Genomic DNA, 17,962 nt, shown 5'->3' with positions numbered 1-17,962 from the left:
TATATTTAAAGTTAATGGAAAATTAGTTGTTTTTACTGAAACTAAATAAGAATTTAGTGATAATAATTATAGACATTTTCCGCCGTTTTTTGATTCATGCCCTCCGTTTTAGCCAAATCCTCAACAGAAGCATTTTTAATATTATCTATTGTACCAAATTCTTTTAAAAGATTAACCTTACGTTTTTTACCAATGCCAGCGATATCGTCCAATGAAGAAGCCGAGATATTTTTGCTACGAAGCTTTCTATGATAAGTTATCGCAAAACGGTGAGATTCATCACGAACTTGCTGAAGCAAGTACAGAGCCTGATTGTTTTTAGGAATGATAATTGGACGAGAAGAATTTGGAGTAAACACTTCTTCAAACTCCTTTGCAAGACCAATGATTGGAATATGAGTGAGATTCAATTTCTCTAAAACTCCACATGCCATACCCAGCTGTCCCTTACCTCCATCGATGACTATGAGGTCTGGTTCGGGATCTTTATCTATCATTTTCAATCTGCGAGTCAGCAGTTCCTCCATCATGGCAAAATCGTTCGGTCCGGGAGTTTCCATTTTGAAATGTTTATACATTTTTTTGTTGGGTTTTCCGTCCTTGAACGACACTTTTGAACCCACCGCAAATTTACCTGAAATGTTACTTATGTCATACCCTTCAATAACGTGAGGGACCTTTTCAAGTTTCAGGTATTTTTTAAGTTCAATCAATGATGACTCCATCTTTTTCTTTTGATGCTTGATGATTTCAGCATTTTTACGGGCCATTTTAACAAGCCTTGCCTTGACCCCTTTTTGAGGAACCTTGATGGAAACCTTATTTCCTCTCAAATCACTCAGCCACTCTTCCAACAGCTGCTTATCATCAATGTCCTCATCCAAAAGAATCTGTTTTGGAACGTGCCTGTTATAGCCGTAATACTGCTGAATAAATGAAAACATGATTTCGGATGATGAATCATACTGGGATGCGCTCATTAAAAAGTCATCACGGCCCACTATCTTACCGTTACGAATCGGCATGATAATTACAACGACCTCATCATCTCCGGGAGCAAGGGCTATTACATCCTGGTCCAAATCATCATCAACCAAATCAACAAACTGCTTTTCCATAATCTCTTCAATTGATGCAATCTGATCCCTGATTACTGCCGCCTTTTCATATTCCTCATTGGCTGCGGCATCCATCATTTCCCTTTTAAGGTTCTTGACAATTGTAGAGTATTTGCCCTGGAAAAACAAATCGATCTTATTGATTATTTCTGAATATTCCTTTTCTGTGATTTTGCCGATGCACGGAGCATAGCACAAATCTATTTGGGAGTTTAGACATGGTCCGTTCATGTTACGGCAGGTTCTGATTTTAAATAATGACTTTAAAAACTTGACAGTCTGTTTAACTGAGCCTACATCGGTAAACGGACCGTAATAAATTCCATTTTTAGTGACGTTTCTTGTAATGACCAAGCGGGGAAACTTCTCATCGGTAATCTTAACATAAGGATATCTCTTGTCATCCTTAAGCTGAACATTATATCTTGGACGATGCTTCTTGATTAATGTAGCCTCTAGAATCAGAGCTTCCTTTTCGGAATTGGTTACAATGTATTCCAAGCTGTCAAAGTGACTCATCAGGATTTGAGTCTTTGGCCTGTCAAGCTTTTCTCGAAAATAAGATTTTACCCTTTTGATAAGGTTTTTTGCCTTGCCTATGTAAATTATTGTGTCTGATGCATCACGCATGATGTAGACGCCGGGTTTGCTCGGCAGGTTATCGGGAGATTTGACTTTTGTTGACATAATCCCACCTAGTTAAGCTCAACATAATCGTTGACGATTTTAACTCTGTTGTTTGCAATCATCAAATCCAAAACGCCATTTATTCTGGAAGCGGTCTTTTTGGAAGTGGACCTGAATCCAAAGTTACGTGAAGCTTCTTTTGCAATCTGTTTTGTTGTAAGATTATCCTTATAAAGCAATACCAGCTCTATGCTTTTTGCGATTTCCTCATCGGATATCAAATCAACATTAGGCTTGTTTCTCTTCCTGACAAGAACGTTATTGTTTGAAGCATCGTATAAGAAATCACCAATCTTGATAATATCTCCGGCATTTTCAGCCTCATCAATAGCTAGATTAACAGTCTTTTTGAGATTTGAGCCTGCCCTTTTAATGTTGCAGCTATCCTTAACCCTGTTGGTTACTTCCTTAATGTGTATAGGTCCTTCAATATCCACAATTGCATTAACTGATTCGGCAACTTTGGAAATCGGCACTGCATACAAATCGTTTTGAGGAGTTAAACCGATGTCTGAGGCCTGGACATAATCGACTATCTCATCTTCCAGTTTTCTTTTACCCGGAAGCTTTTTATCATCAAAAGCCTTCAGCTGGTTTTCATTTTTGAATCTTTCTTTTTCAATTTCCTTATAGTCCTCATTTGCAGTTTGAATGATGTTTTCCAAAGCCTGATCTTTTAGCTCTTCGCGAACTTGAGGATTATTGACGGTTACAATAACGTCATCATTGGAAGGCATGCTGTTTTCAAATCTTTCCTCATTCAAATCTCTTTCAATTCTTCTTTCTTCTTTTTCTGCAAATGTCAATTCCTCTTCCATTTGAATTATTTTATCGGAATCGTCATCACTAGGTCTTGATAAATAATCGTTAGGGTCATATTCTTCAGTTCTGTCGACTACAGAAACATAATCGATTTGTGTAGGATTTTCAATTTCGTTAAGGGACTTGTTAATGTATTGCATGTCCTTTTTAAATCCTTTAATGGAATCCCTTATGGACTTGTTTTTATGCTCATTTTTATAATATACATTATTTTTCCTTAACGGATTGGTGACATCATTTGCACCTTTAAAGTAAATTACTTCCTCAACAGTAGATGCATCGTCCACAATCGGTTCTGTATCATCAATGCTTTGAGAATCTTGAATATCTGAAGCATCATTCTTAATTACTCCATCTTTTATTTCATTATCTTGAACGTTAATGTCATTAAATTCACTTGGTGATTTGACTGCTTTATCTGCAACATCATTATCCCGAATGTCAATGTCATCAGAATGTCTGACAAAGTCTTTTGCAGCTTTGGAATCATTGAAGTTAATTTCATCAGAAACTTTAACGTCTGCAATGTTTTCGGATTCAACATCAATAATTTCCTCATCAACAAATTTATCCCTGATTTTTTCCTCAAAGGAATCATTGACCGGTTTTTTATCAAATACGTCATCCATGAATTCATCCATAGCCTTGTCAATGACACGTGTAGCCTCTTCATGAATTTCATCATACTCATCATGACTTAAATCTGGAAGTTCATCGGTGAATATGTTAAGTTCCTCATCCTCTTCAAAGTAATCGTCTTTAGGAGTTGGCCTTTCCAGATTATCCTCAGAAGGATTAACCCCATTAACAATCTCTGCTTCCACTACAAATTCATCTTTAGGTGCAGGCTTGTGAAGTGGAACCTCATCCTCTTCAATGACTTCACCACGAACTGTCTCCACCTCTTCAGGCTCCAATCTGGATTCGCCACCGACAACATCGGAAATGATTGACTTTACAAAATTGGATCTTCTGGATTTGTTTTTGACTTTCACTTCTTTTTGAGGAGTCTCATCGAAACTTACATCCTCATGAGCATCATCATCTTTATCTTCTACTGTCTCATCACCGCTGTGGTCAACATAAATGTAATCGTCATCAGAACCCAAATCAACCTTATCGCTTTCAGGTTCATGATTTTCTTCGAAAACCACTTCCTCATCAGCATTATCGTTTTCAGGCATGTTTACATCAATATTGTCATGCTCGTCAATAGGTTCATTTTCTTTTGAAGAATCATCTGATTTTATATTAATTTTATTGCTGAAAATTGGTTTTTTAAATGTGGTTTCCTTAACATCATCCTCTTGATGTGTTTTATCATGAATTATCTCATCATCATATGAGTAGTCCATATCATCTTTTGTTGCATAATCTTCAATGTCAGGCTTTGCTGACTCCTCAAATTCCTCATGCAGTTCATCGTTTGAATGATCAACATAAATGTAATCATCATCAGAACCCAAATCAACCTTAATATCTTCAAAATGACTTTTGACAGAAGTATTGTCAGTTATTTCCTCTTCCATTTCATCCTTGGAATCTGAATCCTCATTGAAATCTTTTACTGACCTAAGTGATTCGAAAAATGAAGTTTTTGGTGAACTTTCTTCCTCATCACCATTATCATGTTTGATAAATGATTTTATTCTGTCTTTGAATGACCTTGATTCTGATTCAGGGTCATCCGCATAATCTTTATCATCTTCCCAAACTTCGGCATTGTCTTCAGGTGAAACACCCTCATCATCTTCCCAAACTTCAGCATCATCATTTTGAGAAGGCATTTCATCTTCTGCTTCCCAAACTTCCTTGTCATCTTCTGATTCATTTTTGGAAGTTTCATCTTCAATTGGAGTTTCTATATCATTTTGAGGGGTTTCTTCAATTACTTCTTCACTTACAGTTGGTTCCACATCTTCACTAACAATATCATCCATTGGAGTTTCAACATCACTTTGAGTAACATCTTCAACAGTTATATCATCAACAGCGGAATCAACATTAACATCTGAAGGTTCACTCTCTTGTTTTTCTTTGGAATTAATTTCCAGATTATCTTCATCAGCATCATCAGATGCAACAAACTCTGACGGAGTTTCCTCATATTTTACATCTTCATCAGGAGTATCAACTACGACAAACTCAGATGGAGTTTCCTTTTGAGAACTGTTATCTTCATTGATTGGTTTGGAATCTCCGGAAGTTGCCTTTGCATCTTCCCCGAAGAACTCTTCGGGATCAATTTCTGAAACATCAATCGGTTTTTCTAAAAAGTCACCGTCATCGGCTTTTTCGACTTCTACAAAATCACTTGGACCAATGTCTTCTGCATTGATTTCATTTTCTGCAGCTTCCTTCTCAGCACGTTCCTTTTCCTCTTTTTCACGTGCCAAACGTAATTCTTCTGCCTTTTTCTCAGCTTCAAGTCTTCTTTTTTCAGCAAGTTTTTTCTCTTCTTCAGACCTGCGCCTTTCCTCTTCACGTGACTTCTTGATTGATTTTTCAACATTTTCAAGGAGTTTCTTACGTCCCAAATCCCTGTTTCTGTACCAATCGGTTGACCATAAGTGATAGAGCTTCCAGCCTAAACCTGTCAATACCTGTTCACGAAGTCTGTCCCTGTCACGGGCCACTTTGCTTGAAGAGTACATTTTTCCGTCGGTTGTGATTCCTAAAATGTATTTTCCAGGATTTTCATCATCTACAATAGCTAAATCAACCCTGAATCCTGCACATCCGATTTGTCTGTCAACAGTGTAACCGTTTTCCTCCAAGAAGCTTGCGATTGCATCTTCAAACGGTTCTTTTGTGTATGTATCCGCACCCTGAGTTCCAAGAGTCAGGTTTTCAGCATACTCAAGGAATTCTTTCAGGGATTTTACACCGTATGGAGGGTTTGCGGTCAGGTTCATGTCATAAGCCTTAAAGTTTGAAAATACTACACATTTTTCTCTTGCACGTGTAATCAATACGTTTAATCTTCTTTCCCCACCGTCCTGGTTAAGAGGACCGAAGTTCAATGACATCTTTCCATCCTGGTCAAAACCGTATCCTACACTGATTAGAATAACGTCTCTTTCGTCCCCCTGAATTGTTTCAAGGTTTTTGACGAAGAATCTTTCTTCCTTATTGTCTGAGAATAACGGTTCGAATTCAGGTCTTTCCTTACGTTTTACTTCCAATGCTTCCAGAATTGCATTTTTTTGTGCTACGGAAAATGTTCCGACACCCAAACTTTTTGTATCTCCGTATTTTTCGAAGTGATTGAATATCTCTTCCACCACATCTTCAGCTTCAAGAGGGTTTTTGGATGATGCTCCTCTTAAGTATTGAGTATTAGGATTGTAATGGAACTTCAATCCAAGTTCCGGGTCTGAATGTGACGGGGACGGATAAACCAACAGATCATTGTCATAAAATTCACGGTTTGATACTGTAATCAATGATTCATGGCGTGAACGGTAGTGCCATTTAAGCATTTTTACAGGGAAAGAGAGTTTACATAAATGAAGGATACTTTCCATATCCAGTGATGTCGCTTCCTCCTCATCGCTTTCGGCATCGGACATCTGGTCGAAAAATGAAGTTGGAGGCAATTGCTGGGTATCTCCCATAACAACAGCTGTTTTTCCTCTCATGAATGCACCAAGTGCATCTTCAGGTTTTACCTGACTTGCCTCGTCGAAAATAACGACATCAAATTGCAGTTCTTCATTTGTCGGGTCCAGGTACTGTGCAATGGACAGAGGAGACATCATGAAACATGGCTTGATTTGCTTAATCATTCCACCGGCTTTTTCAAGGAGTTTTCTAACCGGCATGTGCCCGCTTTTACGTGTGAACTCACCGGCCAATATTTTTGCCTGAGGATTTTCTGTTCCGCCGAATATCTTTGGAATGTTGCTGTTCAGCTTATGGAAAATTCTCTTACGGTTAAGTGTTAAAATCTTCTTGTCCAAGTCCTTGAATTCACGGATTCTGTTCTCGTGAAGTTCACCGACAAATGTTGCAAGTTCATGGTTTTTAACGAATAATATATTTAAGAGTGAATCTGCAAAGTTTCCGTCAACCAATGCTTCAATATCCTCTTTTTTGATGTTTCTTTTTTCAATTGAATCAACGAACATCTTTGCATTTGATGTTTTTAGAGCATTTTTGGTATTGAGGTATTGTGACCATAAATGAAGGCTTGATAGTTGTCCTCTCCAATTATACAACTGTTCCTGCCATGCTTCAAACGGCACGTCACCAGTTTCTCTTTTGAAAATCAATTTGCTTCTAGGATTTAGCTTATCTTTTAATCTTGACAATACCCTTACGAATTCCTCACCGGCATCAATGTATTCCGCAAGGTCCCTTTCAGGCTTGATGTCGAATAAATCCTTACTCATGAGGTCTATTGTATTTTCGGAAAATGTTCCTTCACGCACAAGTGCGGTAAATTCATGCATCCATCTTGCTATTGCCTTCAAATCATTCGGATCAGCATTCAAATGCCAGTATCCACCATAATACTTTTGGCCTAGAGCATTATTGGCTTCGAGGTTTTTTCTGATTTTAATGATTGCCTTTGCCTGCTTGAGCTCACGGATGATGTCGTCAATGCTTCCGTTTACAGGAACTGCATAATACATTTGAACCATTTCAATGTGCTGATTTGAGTTGAAGAAACGGAACCTCTTATGGGAAAGCTGCTGCAGCTCAAAGATAATCCTGTCAATGTCTGCCTGGAAAATGCTTTGATTGAATTTATCCAATGCCGGAGCATACTTTTGATATTTCTCAAGTTCCCTAATTAATAAATAAGCATCATCATTGTTGTTGTTCCATGCGCCTGACTTGAGGATACTGCCGTCAATCAGCTCAGCATTCTGTGACTTGATTATTTCAAATGCTGAAAGTGAATTCTGGAACTCATTTAATGTGTCAGGTTTCTTGATTCCGTAAATGTCATAAACCCTTCCACGTTCCACCAGGAAGTTATCCAACGCATGAAGTGAATCGTTTATCAGTATTTCAATTTCCCTTAAATCAGCAGGAAGCAAGCTTTTCGGTGAACATTTGCTCCAAGGATTTTCCTTAGAGATAGTCTGATAGAGTTCGGCCAGGTTTTCCAAAGCTATTTTCATGTCATCCAAATCTTTCAGGGTGACGGTTTCAGGGCTTTCAAATCTGACCAATGGCATCAGAGCATCCTTTCTTGCAAAATGATCGTCAGCAGATTCCTTCATACCGTACAATTGAAATGCTGACAGGTTTACTGCAAATACAGGTTTGTGAATAATTTGAGAATAATCGTCAAGCTGACGGCGCAATGTTTCCAGCTTACGGATTGTCTGGTCAATGTTTAAAGGCTCGTGAGCACGTACATTGGTAGCCTTTTGAAGGTCCTTGAGGAACTTTTTACGTCTTGTCTTGTGAGAGTGCAATTCAAGAACGAATTTTCCAAGACCAACACCTGTAAGCCTGTCCTTTACAACATCCAATGCTGCCATCTTTTCTGATACAAATAAGACTGATTTTCCTTCTGCCAAAAGCTCAGCTATAAGGTTTACGATAGTCTGGGACTTACCTGTTCCCGGCGGTCCTTCCACCACAAGGTTACGTCCTGCCTTAACGTCCTGGATAGCTGCAATCTGGGATGAATCTGCATCCAAAACCTGATACATTGTTCTGTATTCAAGCTGTGAATCAATGTCTTCTTCCCTGAATGCTTCCTGGTCGTTTTTTGCAGGATTGAAAATAGCCTGAATAAGTTCATTCTTGGTTAAATCAACATTATCTGCCCAAGCTTCAGGGTTTAAGTCATTATACATTACGAATTTTGTAAAGCTGAAGAAACCTAAAGCCACATCATGGTTCACTTCCCATCCGTCCATACGTGACACTGCACGGCGAACGCTTGCAATATAATGGTCAATTACCTCACCATATCTTTTGAATTCAAAATCAGGGAGCTCTATTCCCGCTTCCCTGAGTTTGGCCTTAAGTGAGATGTTGGTTTGAATATCCTCACCAGTCCATTCAAGGTTAAATGATTCCCCTACCTTCTTCCTTTCCATTGCAACAGGAATCAAAACCAGAGGAGCCTTGTTTTTCTGCCTAGGTTTGGACTTGTCCTTCCATTCAAGAAATCCAACAGCCAAGTATAGAATGTTATAACCCTGCTCCTGAAGCATTGTCTTTGCCTGGTTGTTAATGTAATATAATCTTTTTTGAAGTTCCTTTGGGGTCAAATCAGTGGCTAGCTTTCTGTCTCCTTCTGAAAACTTGGAAAAATCAAACGGAATGTGATCCCAAACTGAAGACTTGTCTTCCTTTTTGTCCTTCTTGTTGGCTACAAAATACATTTTGCTGTCTTGAAGAACCAATGTCTGGAAAAGGTTTGTCGGGGATTGATTTACTATGGTGATTGTTTTAGCTCTTGATTTAAAGTTAAGAAGCTGGTTTCTTAATGTTAAGTCCAATAGCTCCCTACGTAAATTCTTAAATTCCTTTTCGATTAAGTTGTTTGATTTGTTTAACATGATGACCCTTTATAGTGTAAAAAAAATTCAGAAATTCATATATAATTATAATCATATTAATTAATAAAGTTTACTAAATAATGTGAATTTAATTAAAATTGAGTAAAAATTAAAAATAAAAAATTAAAAAAAGACAATTAAACTATTTATTATAAATAGTTATCTATTTTTATTATAAGGTCCAGAATATTCTATTTTTTCACTGGCAATTCTTGAAGCGAAGTTACCTGCAATTTCAGATGATTTGGACAGTAATTTTTGTGAAATATAAGCTGCCATATATGTGTCACCGCAACCGGTAGTATCCACAGGATTATCACATTTTATAGCCTCAATTTTTATTTCATCTTCACTGACAATTCTAGATCCATGACTTCCATTAGTTATCACCATCTCATCTACATCATGACCCATGCCAATCATGTTTGCTTCCGCTTCATCCATAAATATTGCATTGACACCTGACAAAACATTTGTCAAGTCATCAAAGTTTGATAATTTTATAGTGTAGTTTCCATTTACTTCATCGCCAGGAATTCTCATAAAACCCTGTATTGACAAAAATATAGGAACCCCGAAACTTTTCAGATAATCAACTGTTTCGGCAGGAAAATCATAGCGGTTAAGTGGATTCAATACAAATGCATCTATATCATCAGGCAAGATTTCTTCCAAATCACTTTTTAAAACAGGAACCTGTGCAAAATTGCTCAATTGATGCCTAACATTCAAATCATCACGGTCAGGATAATCGTTTATGAAAAAATGAGTGTCATCCTTACCGATTAGCCTAACTTTTGACAAATCGGGAAAATCATTTACAAGACTTTCATCACTGCAATTTACAAAAGCCAGATAATCGCTGAAGAATTCTTCAAAGACAAAACTCTGGTAGTAAGTCGCCCCTCCAACCTTGTGGGACTCATCACCACCAATCCTTATTACATCCTGAGTTACAGGACCTATGATAACCAGTGTCATAATAATACTTTAACCTTTTACAAATTAAAATCAACAGTTTTAGCCTAGTCCAGCTCAACGGTAATATCAACAATATGGTACTCCTGTGAAATTTCATAGATTTCATTTTTGATAAGTTCCACATTCTTGCCAAAGTCCACATCGACTTTCAGTGTCATTACTGAATCGATTCCGTCAAGTGACCATATATGAAAGTCATCAATGCCGTTTACACCATCTATTGCAAGGATTTGTCCTTTAAACTTCTCAACATCAAAGTAGTCCGGAGTCTTTTGAAGCAGGACCTCAATGGCATGGTAGAGATTTCTTCCAAGATTGAATATGAGCCATAATGCAATGCCTATTGAAACGAACGGATCAAGGTATGGTGCACCGTCCCAAACAATCAGAATCAAACTCAATACCAAAATGGTTACCCATTCAAAGATGTCACCCAGCTGATGGAAAAAGATAGCCTTTTCATTGAAGGTTTCACCTCCATGAAGGCGGTAAACTGACAATGACTTGAATACTATTCCGATGATAGCCAATATGAGCATTCCCCCTGCATCAACACCTTCCGGAGAAAACAGCCTTGGAATAGCCTCTGAGAGAATGACAAATGCCAATATGATAACAAAAACAGATGTGATGACAGCACCTAAAATTGAAAATCTCTGATATCCATAGGAATACTTGTCTGTTGAGTCCCTTTGGGCAACATGCTCAAGAATCCATGCAATTGCAATTGATATTGTGTCTGCCAGGTCATGAATACAGTCAGCCAGTATCGCCATACTGTTGGTTGCCAAACCCCCAACAATGACAATTATATTGAATGCCAGATTCATGAAAAATACAAATGCTAAATTCTCACCCGCTTTTTTGTGATGATGATGTACGTCAATTCTCATAACTTTAAATTTGTTCATCATATAATAAAAAATTTATTTAAATTAGGAGATATAAATTTTAAAGTGAAATTAAGTTATATTTATATAATTAAAAAATGTAAATTATAGTAGTGATTAAAAATGGCAATGGTTGGAACAACAATATTTTCTCATATTTTACCTGTAATTTTCGGAATTTTCTCAATTATATTAATTATTTCAGGAGCATTAGACGAAGACCAACCTAAATTAGGTTTAGGAATTGCTTTATTTATTATTGCATGTGTTTTCCCATATATTGTCCTAAGCGTTTTAGTATAAGACTTTCATGAAAGTTTTAGCTTTTTCATTATTTTTTCTAAAAAATATTACTTTATATACATTTTAAAATACACTATTTTTTCATATTTTTTTGACAACACCCGACCAAATAAACAAAGATTTAAATATAACCTGAAAACATCACTAAATTATGACCATCATTAGAGATTTTGAAAAGAAATGTTCTGTTTGTGGCAGAACAAGCATGCACCCTGTTTTATCAAGTACCAATTCATGGGGATACCCTGACATTGATTTAAGGCCCCCTGAAATGCAAAGAAGCACCATGGATACCTGGCTTGAGGAATGCCCACATTGCGGTTATGTGGCGAGCAATCTTGAAAACAAGCTAGAAGTACCGGCAGACCTTTTAAATACAGATGAATATTTAACCTGTGAAGGCAAAAGTTTCAAATCCAAACTGTCTGAAAGATTCTACAAACATTATCTGATATCCAAAGCGGAAAAAGATTATGGGGCTGAATTTTTATCATTATTGCATTGTGCCTGGACATGTGACGATAATGGTGATGAACTTGCAGTTGAAATTAGAAAAATGGCTTTAAAATCAATGAATAAAATGAAAGCTCAAGATACCGATGAAAAGACTGCCTTGATACTTATTGAGGCAGATCTTCTTAGAAGGTCATTGCAGTTTGATGAGGTAATTAGAAAATTTAAAGATCTGATTTTGGAAGATAAGACTCAAAATGACATCATCACCTTCCAAATCGAACTGTCCATGAACAAGGACAGTGACTGTCATACGGTAGGGGAAGTGGTTAAAAAATAATATTCCTACCTTTTTATTCTTTTTTTTAATTTAACCTATGAGATTTACTTCACCGGAATGCAGGCTTGTTCCTATCAACACTTTTTTTATTCCAAGAGCATCCAGCTCGCCAATGGACTGCTTGTTCAGGCCTCCAGCAATTATGAGCTTGTCCTTTAAGTCCTCAAATTCATCCAAAAGCTGCCTGTTGTATCCTTTCTCAGTGCCAACACCAGTAATATCCAGCAGAATTATTTCATTAGGATCAAGTTCCTTTAGGATTTGCTTGAATTCAGCGAGACTCATATCAAAATTTTTAGACAAAAGCTCATTGTTTTTCACATCAACGCTTACTACAATCCTTTCTTTCGGATACTTTTCAAAGATTTTTCTCATCTCGTCAATGCTTTCAAGAGTTTCTGTCGGCACGATGATTTTGTATGCATAATCAAGGAAAAATTCGAATGCCTCAAGGTTTTTCACGCCGCCGTCAAACATGACTGGCAGAATTGTGTTGACCATCTTTATATCATCAATATTGTGGCCCTGAGATTCAATCAAATCCAAATCAGCAATGTACATTTCGTCAGCACCGTTCAGTTTCAATCCCTGTGCAATTTCAACAGGGTTTGAAGAAGGTGCAAAAATAGTGTTTAGTGGTGTGTATGTGTCCCTCATTCCGGATTTACCGCTTACGGCCTGGTGTTGTTTTAAATCAATGACTGGAATTTTCTTTAACATAATAGATAATTAGAATATCAAAGTATAAAAAGATTTAAAAAAAAAAATTCAAGGAGGTGAGGAAGACGTATGTGTTTTTTAGCCTTCCTCCGAGTAATAAAAATAATGATCAATTTTGATTAATAACAATATGTTATGAACCTCTACTTATTATTTTTAGTCACATAGTATATAAATGTTACTCTATTTTAGAAAAATTAAAGTAAACTTGAATATAAAGTTTTTAATTTTTTATGAAAAAATAAACTATATGTTTAATTTAAATATTCAAAATTAAACAATAATTATAAACATTCTCAAAATAATAAAACAGCAAATTTTTAAGAACAGAAAATCACTAAAATTTAATAAAATTATCTTGATAAAGTTCATTTGAAAAAAATCAGTTTGAAGTAACAAAAAGAGGGAATTTGAAAGATAGTCATAAATGTAATGTAAATATTGCTAAGCTATTGAAGTTACTCCAAACCAATTCGGTAAATTATTGAAATTAAAATGGCAGAATTTTAATTTTTTTCTTACACAATAATTATTTATAAATTAGTAGTATAAATACTTTTTTAAAAAAAAGTATTACTTCATATAATAAAAAAGATAATAAAAGTATTACACAAAAATTTAAAAAAAAAAACAGGGACTATTCCCTGAAGTTCTCATCAATGTATGAATCAAATTTCAAGTAAGCCTCGTCAATTGATTTCATAATCTGGTCCTGGTTGATTTCGGAAAGCTCATCAAATAGAACGCCGACATCAACGTCAACATCCAGCTGATCATTTTCATAATTGAGAACAATATCCAAATCCAAATCTTCAATTTCTTTTGTTGAAATGTTTTTAGAAACTTCACGCTCTAATATTTCACCGAAATCGTCAGAAATAGTGGATAAATCATCTTGAGTTAATTTTTTAAGTTTGGACATAATAATCTAAAAAAAGAAAGGAAAAAGTATTAAGCCTATTGGCCCATACCTTGCATTGCATTTTGAATGGTTGATTGCATTTCTTCAAGTTTTTTCATGACTCTTTCTTCTTGACGGGTCATGGTTTGTTTTCTTAATTGAAGAGTTTCTAATTTGTCTTCCATTTCAGATAATGCGTCTGCGTATTCAACTTTAATAAGTAAAGTTCCAGCTTGTTTGAATACTTCAGTAGAATCATCGGTTTTTTTGAGTTCTTCTAAAGCTTTTTCAGTTTCTTGAATTTGAATTTCAACATTTTGAACTTGCATGGTTACTGCTTGAGCTTGTTGTTGTAATTGTTGAAACTGATTTAATTGGTTTTGAATGTTTTCAGGAATCTCCATAATATCACCTATATAATTATTTTATTAGTTTGTTAAATTATTTATTTCTAATGCCAGTTTAATCCATTTAATAGCTGAATTGACGGAAGCCCTAAAAGAAGTGGAATCTTCCGCATCAATATTAATTAAAATATTTGAATCATCCAGCTCGATTGTCATGGATGATCTGAAATCCGGAGCTGTTTCAAACTCTAAGATAATAGCATCATAAATTATTTTTGCCTGAGTGCTATTTTCAAATTCAACTGATATGTTACTTTTGACTGATTCAAGAGGAGTTTCATCAATCATGTGTCGCCTCTAAAATCTTTTTGACGTTGATTTGGAATTTGAGTTTTTCTCCAAATTTATTAACAAAATTAATTTTAGCTACTAAATCATCATCTTGAGAAATAATAATAAAATTGTCCTCAGCTATATCTACCAGGTCAATATCTAAAATATCACTTAAGACATTGAGCTTATCAAAACTTGAAACTATTTTCAATTGTGACGGCGCAATGTTAAGCTTTTCATTGTTATCCATTGAGACGCTGATGAGAAGCACAAGCAAGACTTCACCCTTATTTGAGTAAAATGTTATCTTACTCGGATTTCCCTTTATCTCATTAACAACAGCCACGTTAATTTCATCCAATTCCAGAGCTTTAAGGAGAAGTTCACGCATGTTCATTTTACCCCTGTTAACAGAGGTTGAATCTGTAGTGCGCGCTAAAGTTTTACAAAACTTTCTAGTTTTTTGAGAAGGTTTTCTAGAAGTTGAAATTAACATTTAAATCAAAAATAGTAAAAAATTTAGTAAAAGCAAAGAAATTATCTTGCTTTTATTACTCTAGTAGTTTCTGGAACATTTTTAAATAAAATCCTATATCTACATTTAGGACATTTATTTTCCATGTAGCTTTTATGGTCTACTTCTGCTCCACAACGTGGACATCTATACAAAGCCTATTCCTCCACTTTAATGTCTCTGATACTGCGTGCTGCAGATTTTGCCATAGGAGTTTGTGGAACATATGCTCCTCCAGTGAATACTGCACCACATTTTCTGCATTTCCAAATTCCAGCAGCTTGTCTTTTTACATAAGGTCTATCACATTTAGGACAAACATGATTCTTTTTCATGTTTTCTTCAATGAGTTTAACAGATCTTTTTGCTTTTCTTCCGTATCTTGCACCGAACCTACCTGTGATACCAACTTTTTTAGTTCTTGCCATTTATATTCTCTCCGTAATAAATAAAATTTAATTAAGTTGTAAATTCTTTGAATTTACATAGATTATCTAAAATAATCATAAAATTATCTAATATGATAATATAGTATAAACTAATATTTAAAGGTTTGCTAAAAATAAGCATTTTTAAGAAAAAACCATTAAAAATGCATAAAAAATATTGATTTAGATGAGAATTTTATTTACCTATAAATCTTTATGTCACTACCAATAATCTCATCTAAAAATATAAGTGATTACCCAACTAGTCAAGAGTTGGATAATTAGGACTTTCATTAGTAATTAACAAGTCATGAGGGTGGGATTCTTTAATACCACTACTTGTAATTCTAACAAAGTTTGCTTTTTCTTTCATTGCAGCAATATCTTTTGCACCGCAGTAACCCATAGATGATTTTAAACCACCTACTAATTGGAATAAAATTTCTGCAATGGTTCCTCTGTATGGTACAGCACCTTCAATTCCTTCAGGCACGTATTTAGTATGGTTCATTTTACTTTTTTGACCTTGGAAGTATCTGTCTGCTCCACCATCGTACTCACTGGTCATTGCACCCATGGATCCCATTCCACGGTATTTTTTGTATTGTTTTCCGTTCATTACAACAATTTCACCAGGAGCTTCTAAGGATGCTGCAAGTAAGTTTCCAAGCATTACTGCATCTGCACCGGCACCGATAGCTTTTGCAACATCACCGGAATATCTGATACCACCGTCTGCGATTACAGGAACGCCTGAATCTGCAGCTGCATCAGCCACATCGGAAATAGCAGTGAGTTGAGGTACACCGACACCTGCTACAATACGAGTGGTACACATTGAACCTGGACCGATACCTACTTTAAGTGCATCTACACCCATGGATATTAAGTCTTCTGCTGCCTGAGCGGTAGCAATGTTACCAACACATAATTCAGCATCAATATTATCTTTAATGGTTTCAGTGAATTTAACAACGTTCATGTTATGAGCATGAGCACAGTCAATGGAAATGACATCAGCACCCGCTTGGTCAAGTGCCATAGCTCTGTCCAAATCAAACGGACCACAAGCTGCTGCAACCAAAAAGTTACCGTTTTTGTCACGTGCAGCATCAGGATATTGGGATTGATTTAAGATATCTTTAATAGTAATAATTCCCACTAATTTTCCGTCACGAACAACAGGGAGTCTTTCAACCTTATTTTCATAAGCAACGTTCAATGCTTCTTCAGCGGAAACTCCTTCCTCAACTGTTACCACATCAGAAGTCATTATTTCTTTAATTGCAGTGGAAGGTTCTGATTTTAAAACAGGTCTGATATCCCTTTTGGAGATAATACCCATAATCTTGTCACCATCAACAACTGGCAAACCACTGATGAGTTCATTGCGCATTAACACTTGAGCTTCAGCAACAGTGGAGTCAGGTGAAATGGTTATAACATCACGAATTGTTAAATCTTCAGCGTTTTTTACTTTTTTAACTTCTTCAACTTGTCTTTCGAGTGAGATGTTTCTGTGGATAACTCCAATACCACCTTGTTGTGCCATAGCGATTGCAAGGTCTGCTTCAGTTACGGTATCCATTGCCGCACTTAAAACAGGAATGTTTAATTTTATTCCTTTACCTAATTCGACAGTAGTGTCGATGTCCTTAGGTTCAACATAACTTGCATTTGGAGTTAAGAGAAAATCATCAAAAGTATAAGACATTCTTGCTTCTTGAACTTTTTTTGAATATGACATAAATTACACCTAATTAGAATGAATCACATAATTCTTTGAGCTCTGCAACTGCGGTATGGTGGATTTTACCGGTGTTTCTGTCACCGCCAACACATGCAGCGCCTCTGATACCAACAACATCACAACCGATATCATGTAACGGTTTGAGCTGTTCTTTTTTGACAGATCCTGCAAGTGCAGTCAACAATCCATAGCTGTGAGCTTCTTCAACAAATTCTTTTAATTGGTCAATATCCAGATAATCAAATAAGGTATGACCGTCTTTAACAGCAGTGTCAAGCATTGCAAGGTCGCATCCAGCATCTTTTGCCACTTTTGGAATTTCCATAGGACCTACAGCACCTACACGGTGAGCGTCAGCATAACCTGCTGCTACAATAATTGTATCTTCACTAACATCTTTTACAGTTTTTACTACATTTTCCATGACTTCAACAGCTTCATCATGGTCTTTTGTTCCATATAATCCGACTTTAATATAATCTGCTCCGGAAACGTGAGCACCCATTGCTGCAAGGGAAACTGTACCTGGTTTGTAAGGCACATCACCTAAAGTTGCACTGACAAGTTTGTCTTCAGGAGTCAATTCCCTGATTTCTTTAATTACCCAAGGGAAATTAGCACCTAAAGAACCTTCTTTAGGATTTTTAACATCAACAATATCTGCTCCACCTTTAATTGATTCAAGAGCTTCTTCATGATTTATAGGACTTATTAATAGAAGCATGTATTTCCTCCAATAAAATATAATTATAATACTTAAATATTACTTCTTTATTATTTATAATATTATTGTTTTTTAAAAAAAATCATTTTAAAATTAGTAAGGAGAATCATTTTTAGAGACG

General features: G+C 35.9%; 15 protein-coding genes. 2 read left to right on the top strand and 13 right to left on the bottom strand.

Annotated elements, in window-relative coordinates; all coding sequences use genetic code 11:
• Positions 1 to 53: 53 nt before the first annotated feature.
• From uvrC to ACKI30_RS01670, 4 genes are all read right to left on the bottom strand, one after another.
• Positions 54 to 1,805, bottom strand: coding sequence for an excinuclease ABC subunit UvrC (uvrC, locus tag ACKI30_RS01685; RefSeq protein WP_407409337.1), 1,752 nt, complete (start codon positions 1,803 to 1,805; stop codon positions 54 to 56).
• 8 nt (positions 1,806 to 1,813) lie between these two features.
• On the bottom strand, positions 1,814 to 9,157 hold the full coding sequence (locus ACKI30_RS01680; RefSeq protein WP_407409335.1) for a DUF3320 domain-containing protein: 7,344 nt from the start codon (positions 9,155 to 9,157) through the stop codon (positions 1,814 to 1,816).
• Between the two features lie 159 nt (positions 9,158 to 9,316).
• The gene (locus ACKI30_RS01675; protein WP_407409333.1) at positions 9,317 to 10,138 is read right to left on the bottom strand and encodes a PfkB family carbohydrate kinase; all 822 of its coding nucleotides are present in this window, start codon (positions 10,136 to 10,138) and stop codon (positions 9,317 to 9,319) included.
• 44 nt (positions 10,139 to 10,182) lie between these two features.
• On the bottom strand, positions 10,183 to 11,031 hold the full coding sequence (locus ACKI30_RS01670) for a cation diffusion facilitator family transporter (RefSeq protein WP_407409331.1): 849 nt from the start codon (positions 11,029 to 11,031) through the stop codon (positions 10,183 to 10,185).
• Positions 11,032 to 11,151: 120 nt separating this feature from the next.
• On the opposite strand from ACKI30_RS01670, the gene ACKI30_RS01665 reads away from it, so the two are divergent.
• Both ACKI30_RS01665 and ACKI30_RS01660 read left to right on the top strand, forming a co-directional pair.
• Positions 11,152 to 11,331 (top strand): hypothetical protein, encoded by a 180-nt coding sequence (locus ACKI30_RS01665; protein WP_407409329.1) that lies wholly within the window; start codon positions 11,152 to 11,154, stop codon positions 11,329 to 11,331.
• A gap of 151 nt (positions 11,332 to 11,482) precedes the next feature.
• The gene (locus ACKI30_RS01660) at positions 11,483 to 12,124 is read left to right on the top strand and encodes a hypothetical protein (RefSeq protein ID WP_407409327.1); all 642 of its coding nucleotides are present in this window, start codon (positions 11,483 to 11,485) and stop codon (positions 12,122 to 12,124) included.
• A gap of 30 nt (positions 12,125 to 12,154) precedes the next feature.
• Here the strand turns inward: ACKI30_RS01660 and ACKI30_RS01655 are convergent, their stop codons facing one another.
• The 9 genes from ACKI30_RS01655 to ACKI30_RS01615 form a co-directional block, all read right to left on the bottom strand.
• Positions 12,155 to 12,844, bottom strand: a complete 690-nt coding sequence (locus ACKI30_RS01655; RefSeq protein ID WP_407409325.1) for a HisA/HisF family protein — start codon at positions 12,842 to 12,844, stop codon at positions 12,155 to 12,157.
• Positions 12,845 to 13,481: 637 nt separating this feature from the next.
• On the bottom strand, positions 13,482 to 13,766 hold the full coding sequence (locus tag ACKI30_RS01650; RefSeq protein ID WP_292740052.1) for a DUF3194 domain-containing protein: 285 nt from the start codon (positions 13,764 to 13,766) through the stop codon (positions 13,482 to 13,484).
• A 35-nt stretch (positions 13,767 to 13,801) separates the two neighbouring features.
• A complete protein-coding gene (locus tag ACKI30_RS01645; protein WP_407409323.1) occupies positions 13,802 to 14,149 on the bottom strand; it encodes a prefoldin subunit beta in 348 nt (115 codons plus the stop codon).
• Between the two features lie 24 nt (positions 14,150 to 14,173).
• Positions 14,174 to 14,440: a KEOPS complex subunit Pcc1 gene (locus tag ACKI30_RS01640; RefSeq protein ID WP_292740056.1), complete on the bottom strand. Its 267-nt coding sequence runs from the start codon at positions 14,438 to 14,440 to the stop codon at positions 14,174 to 14,176.
• Positions 14,433 to 14,822 (bottom strand): ribonucleotide-diphosphate reductase subunit beta, encoded by a 390-nt coding sequence (locus ACKI30_RS01635; protein ID WP_407409321.1) that lies wholly within the window; start codon positions 14,820 to 14,822, stop codon positions 14,433 to 14,435. Before ACKI30_RS01635 ends, ACKI30_RS01640 begins: the two co-directional genes overlap by 8 nt.
• A 140-nt stretch (positions 14,823 to 14,962) precedes the next feature.
• Positions 14,963 to 15,094, bottom strand: coding sequence for a DNA-directed RNA polymerase subunit P (locus tag ACKI30_RS01630; protein ID WP_292608962.1), 132 nt, complete (start codon positions 15,092 to 15,094; stop codon positions 14,963 to 14,965).
• A gap of 3 nt (positions 15,095 to 15,097) precedes the next feature.
• Positions 15,098 to 15,367, bottom strand: a complete 270-nt coding sequence (gene rpl37A, locus ACKI30_RS01625) for a 50S ribosomal protein L37Ae (protein ID WP_292740060.1) — start codon at positions 15,365 to 15,367, stop codon at positions 15,098 to 15,100.
• Between the two features lie 262 nt (positions 15,368 to 15,629).
• A complete protein-coding gene (gene guaB, locus ACKI30_RS01620) occupies positions 15,630 to 17,114 on the bottom strand; it encodes an IMP dehydrogenase (RefSeq protein ID WP_407409318.1) in 1,485 nt (494 codons plus the stop codon).
• 13 nt (positions 17,115 to 17,127) lie between these two features.
• A complete protein-coding gene (locus ACKI30_RS01615) occupies positions 17,128 to 17,841 on the bottom strand; it encodes a (5-formylfuran-3-yl)methyl phosphate synthase (protein WP_407409316.1) in 714 nt (237 codons plus the stop codon).
• Positions 17,842 to 17,962: the final 121 nt, after the last annotated feature.

The organism is Methanobrevibacter sp. (assembly GCF_045539575.1).
Classification (GTDB): Archaea; Methanobacteriota; Methanobacteria; order Methanobacteriales; family Methanobacteriaceae; genus Methanocatella.
The sequence above is the reverse complement of the archived record's forward strand: the minus strand, read 5'-3'. Positions and strand labels throughout refer to the sequence as shown.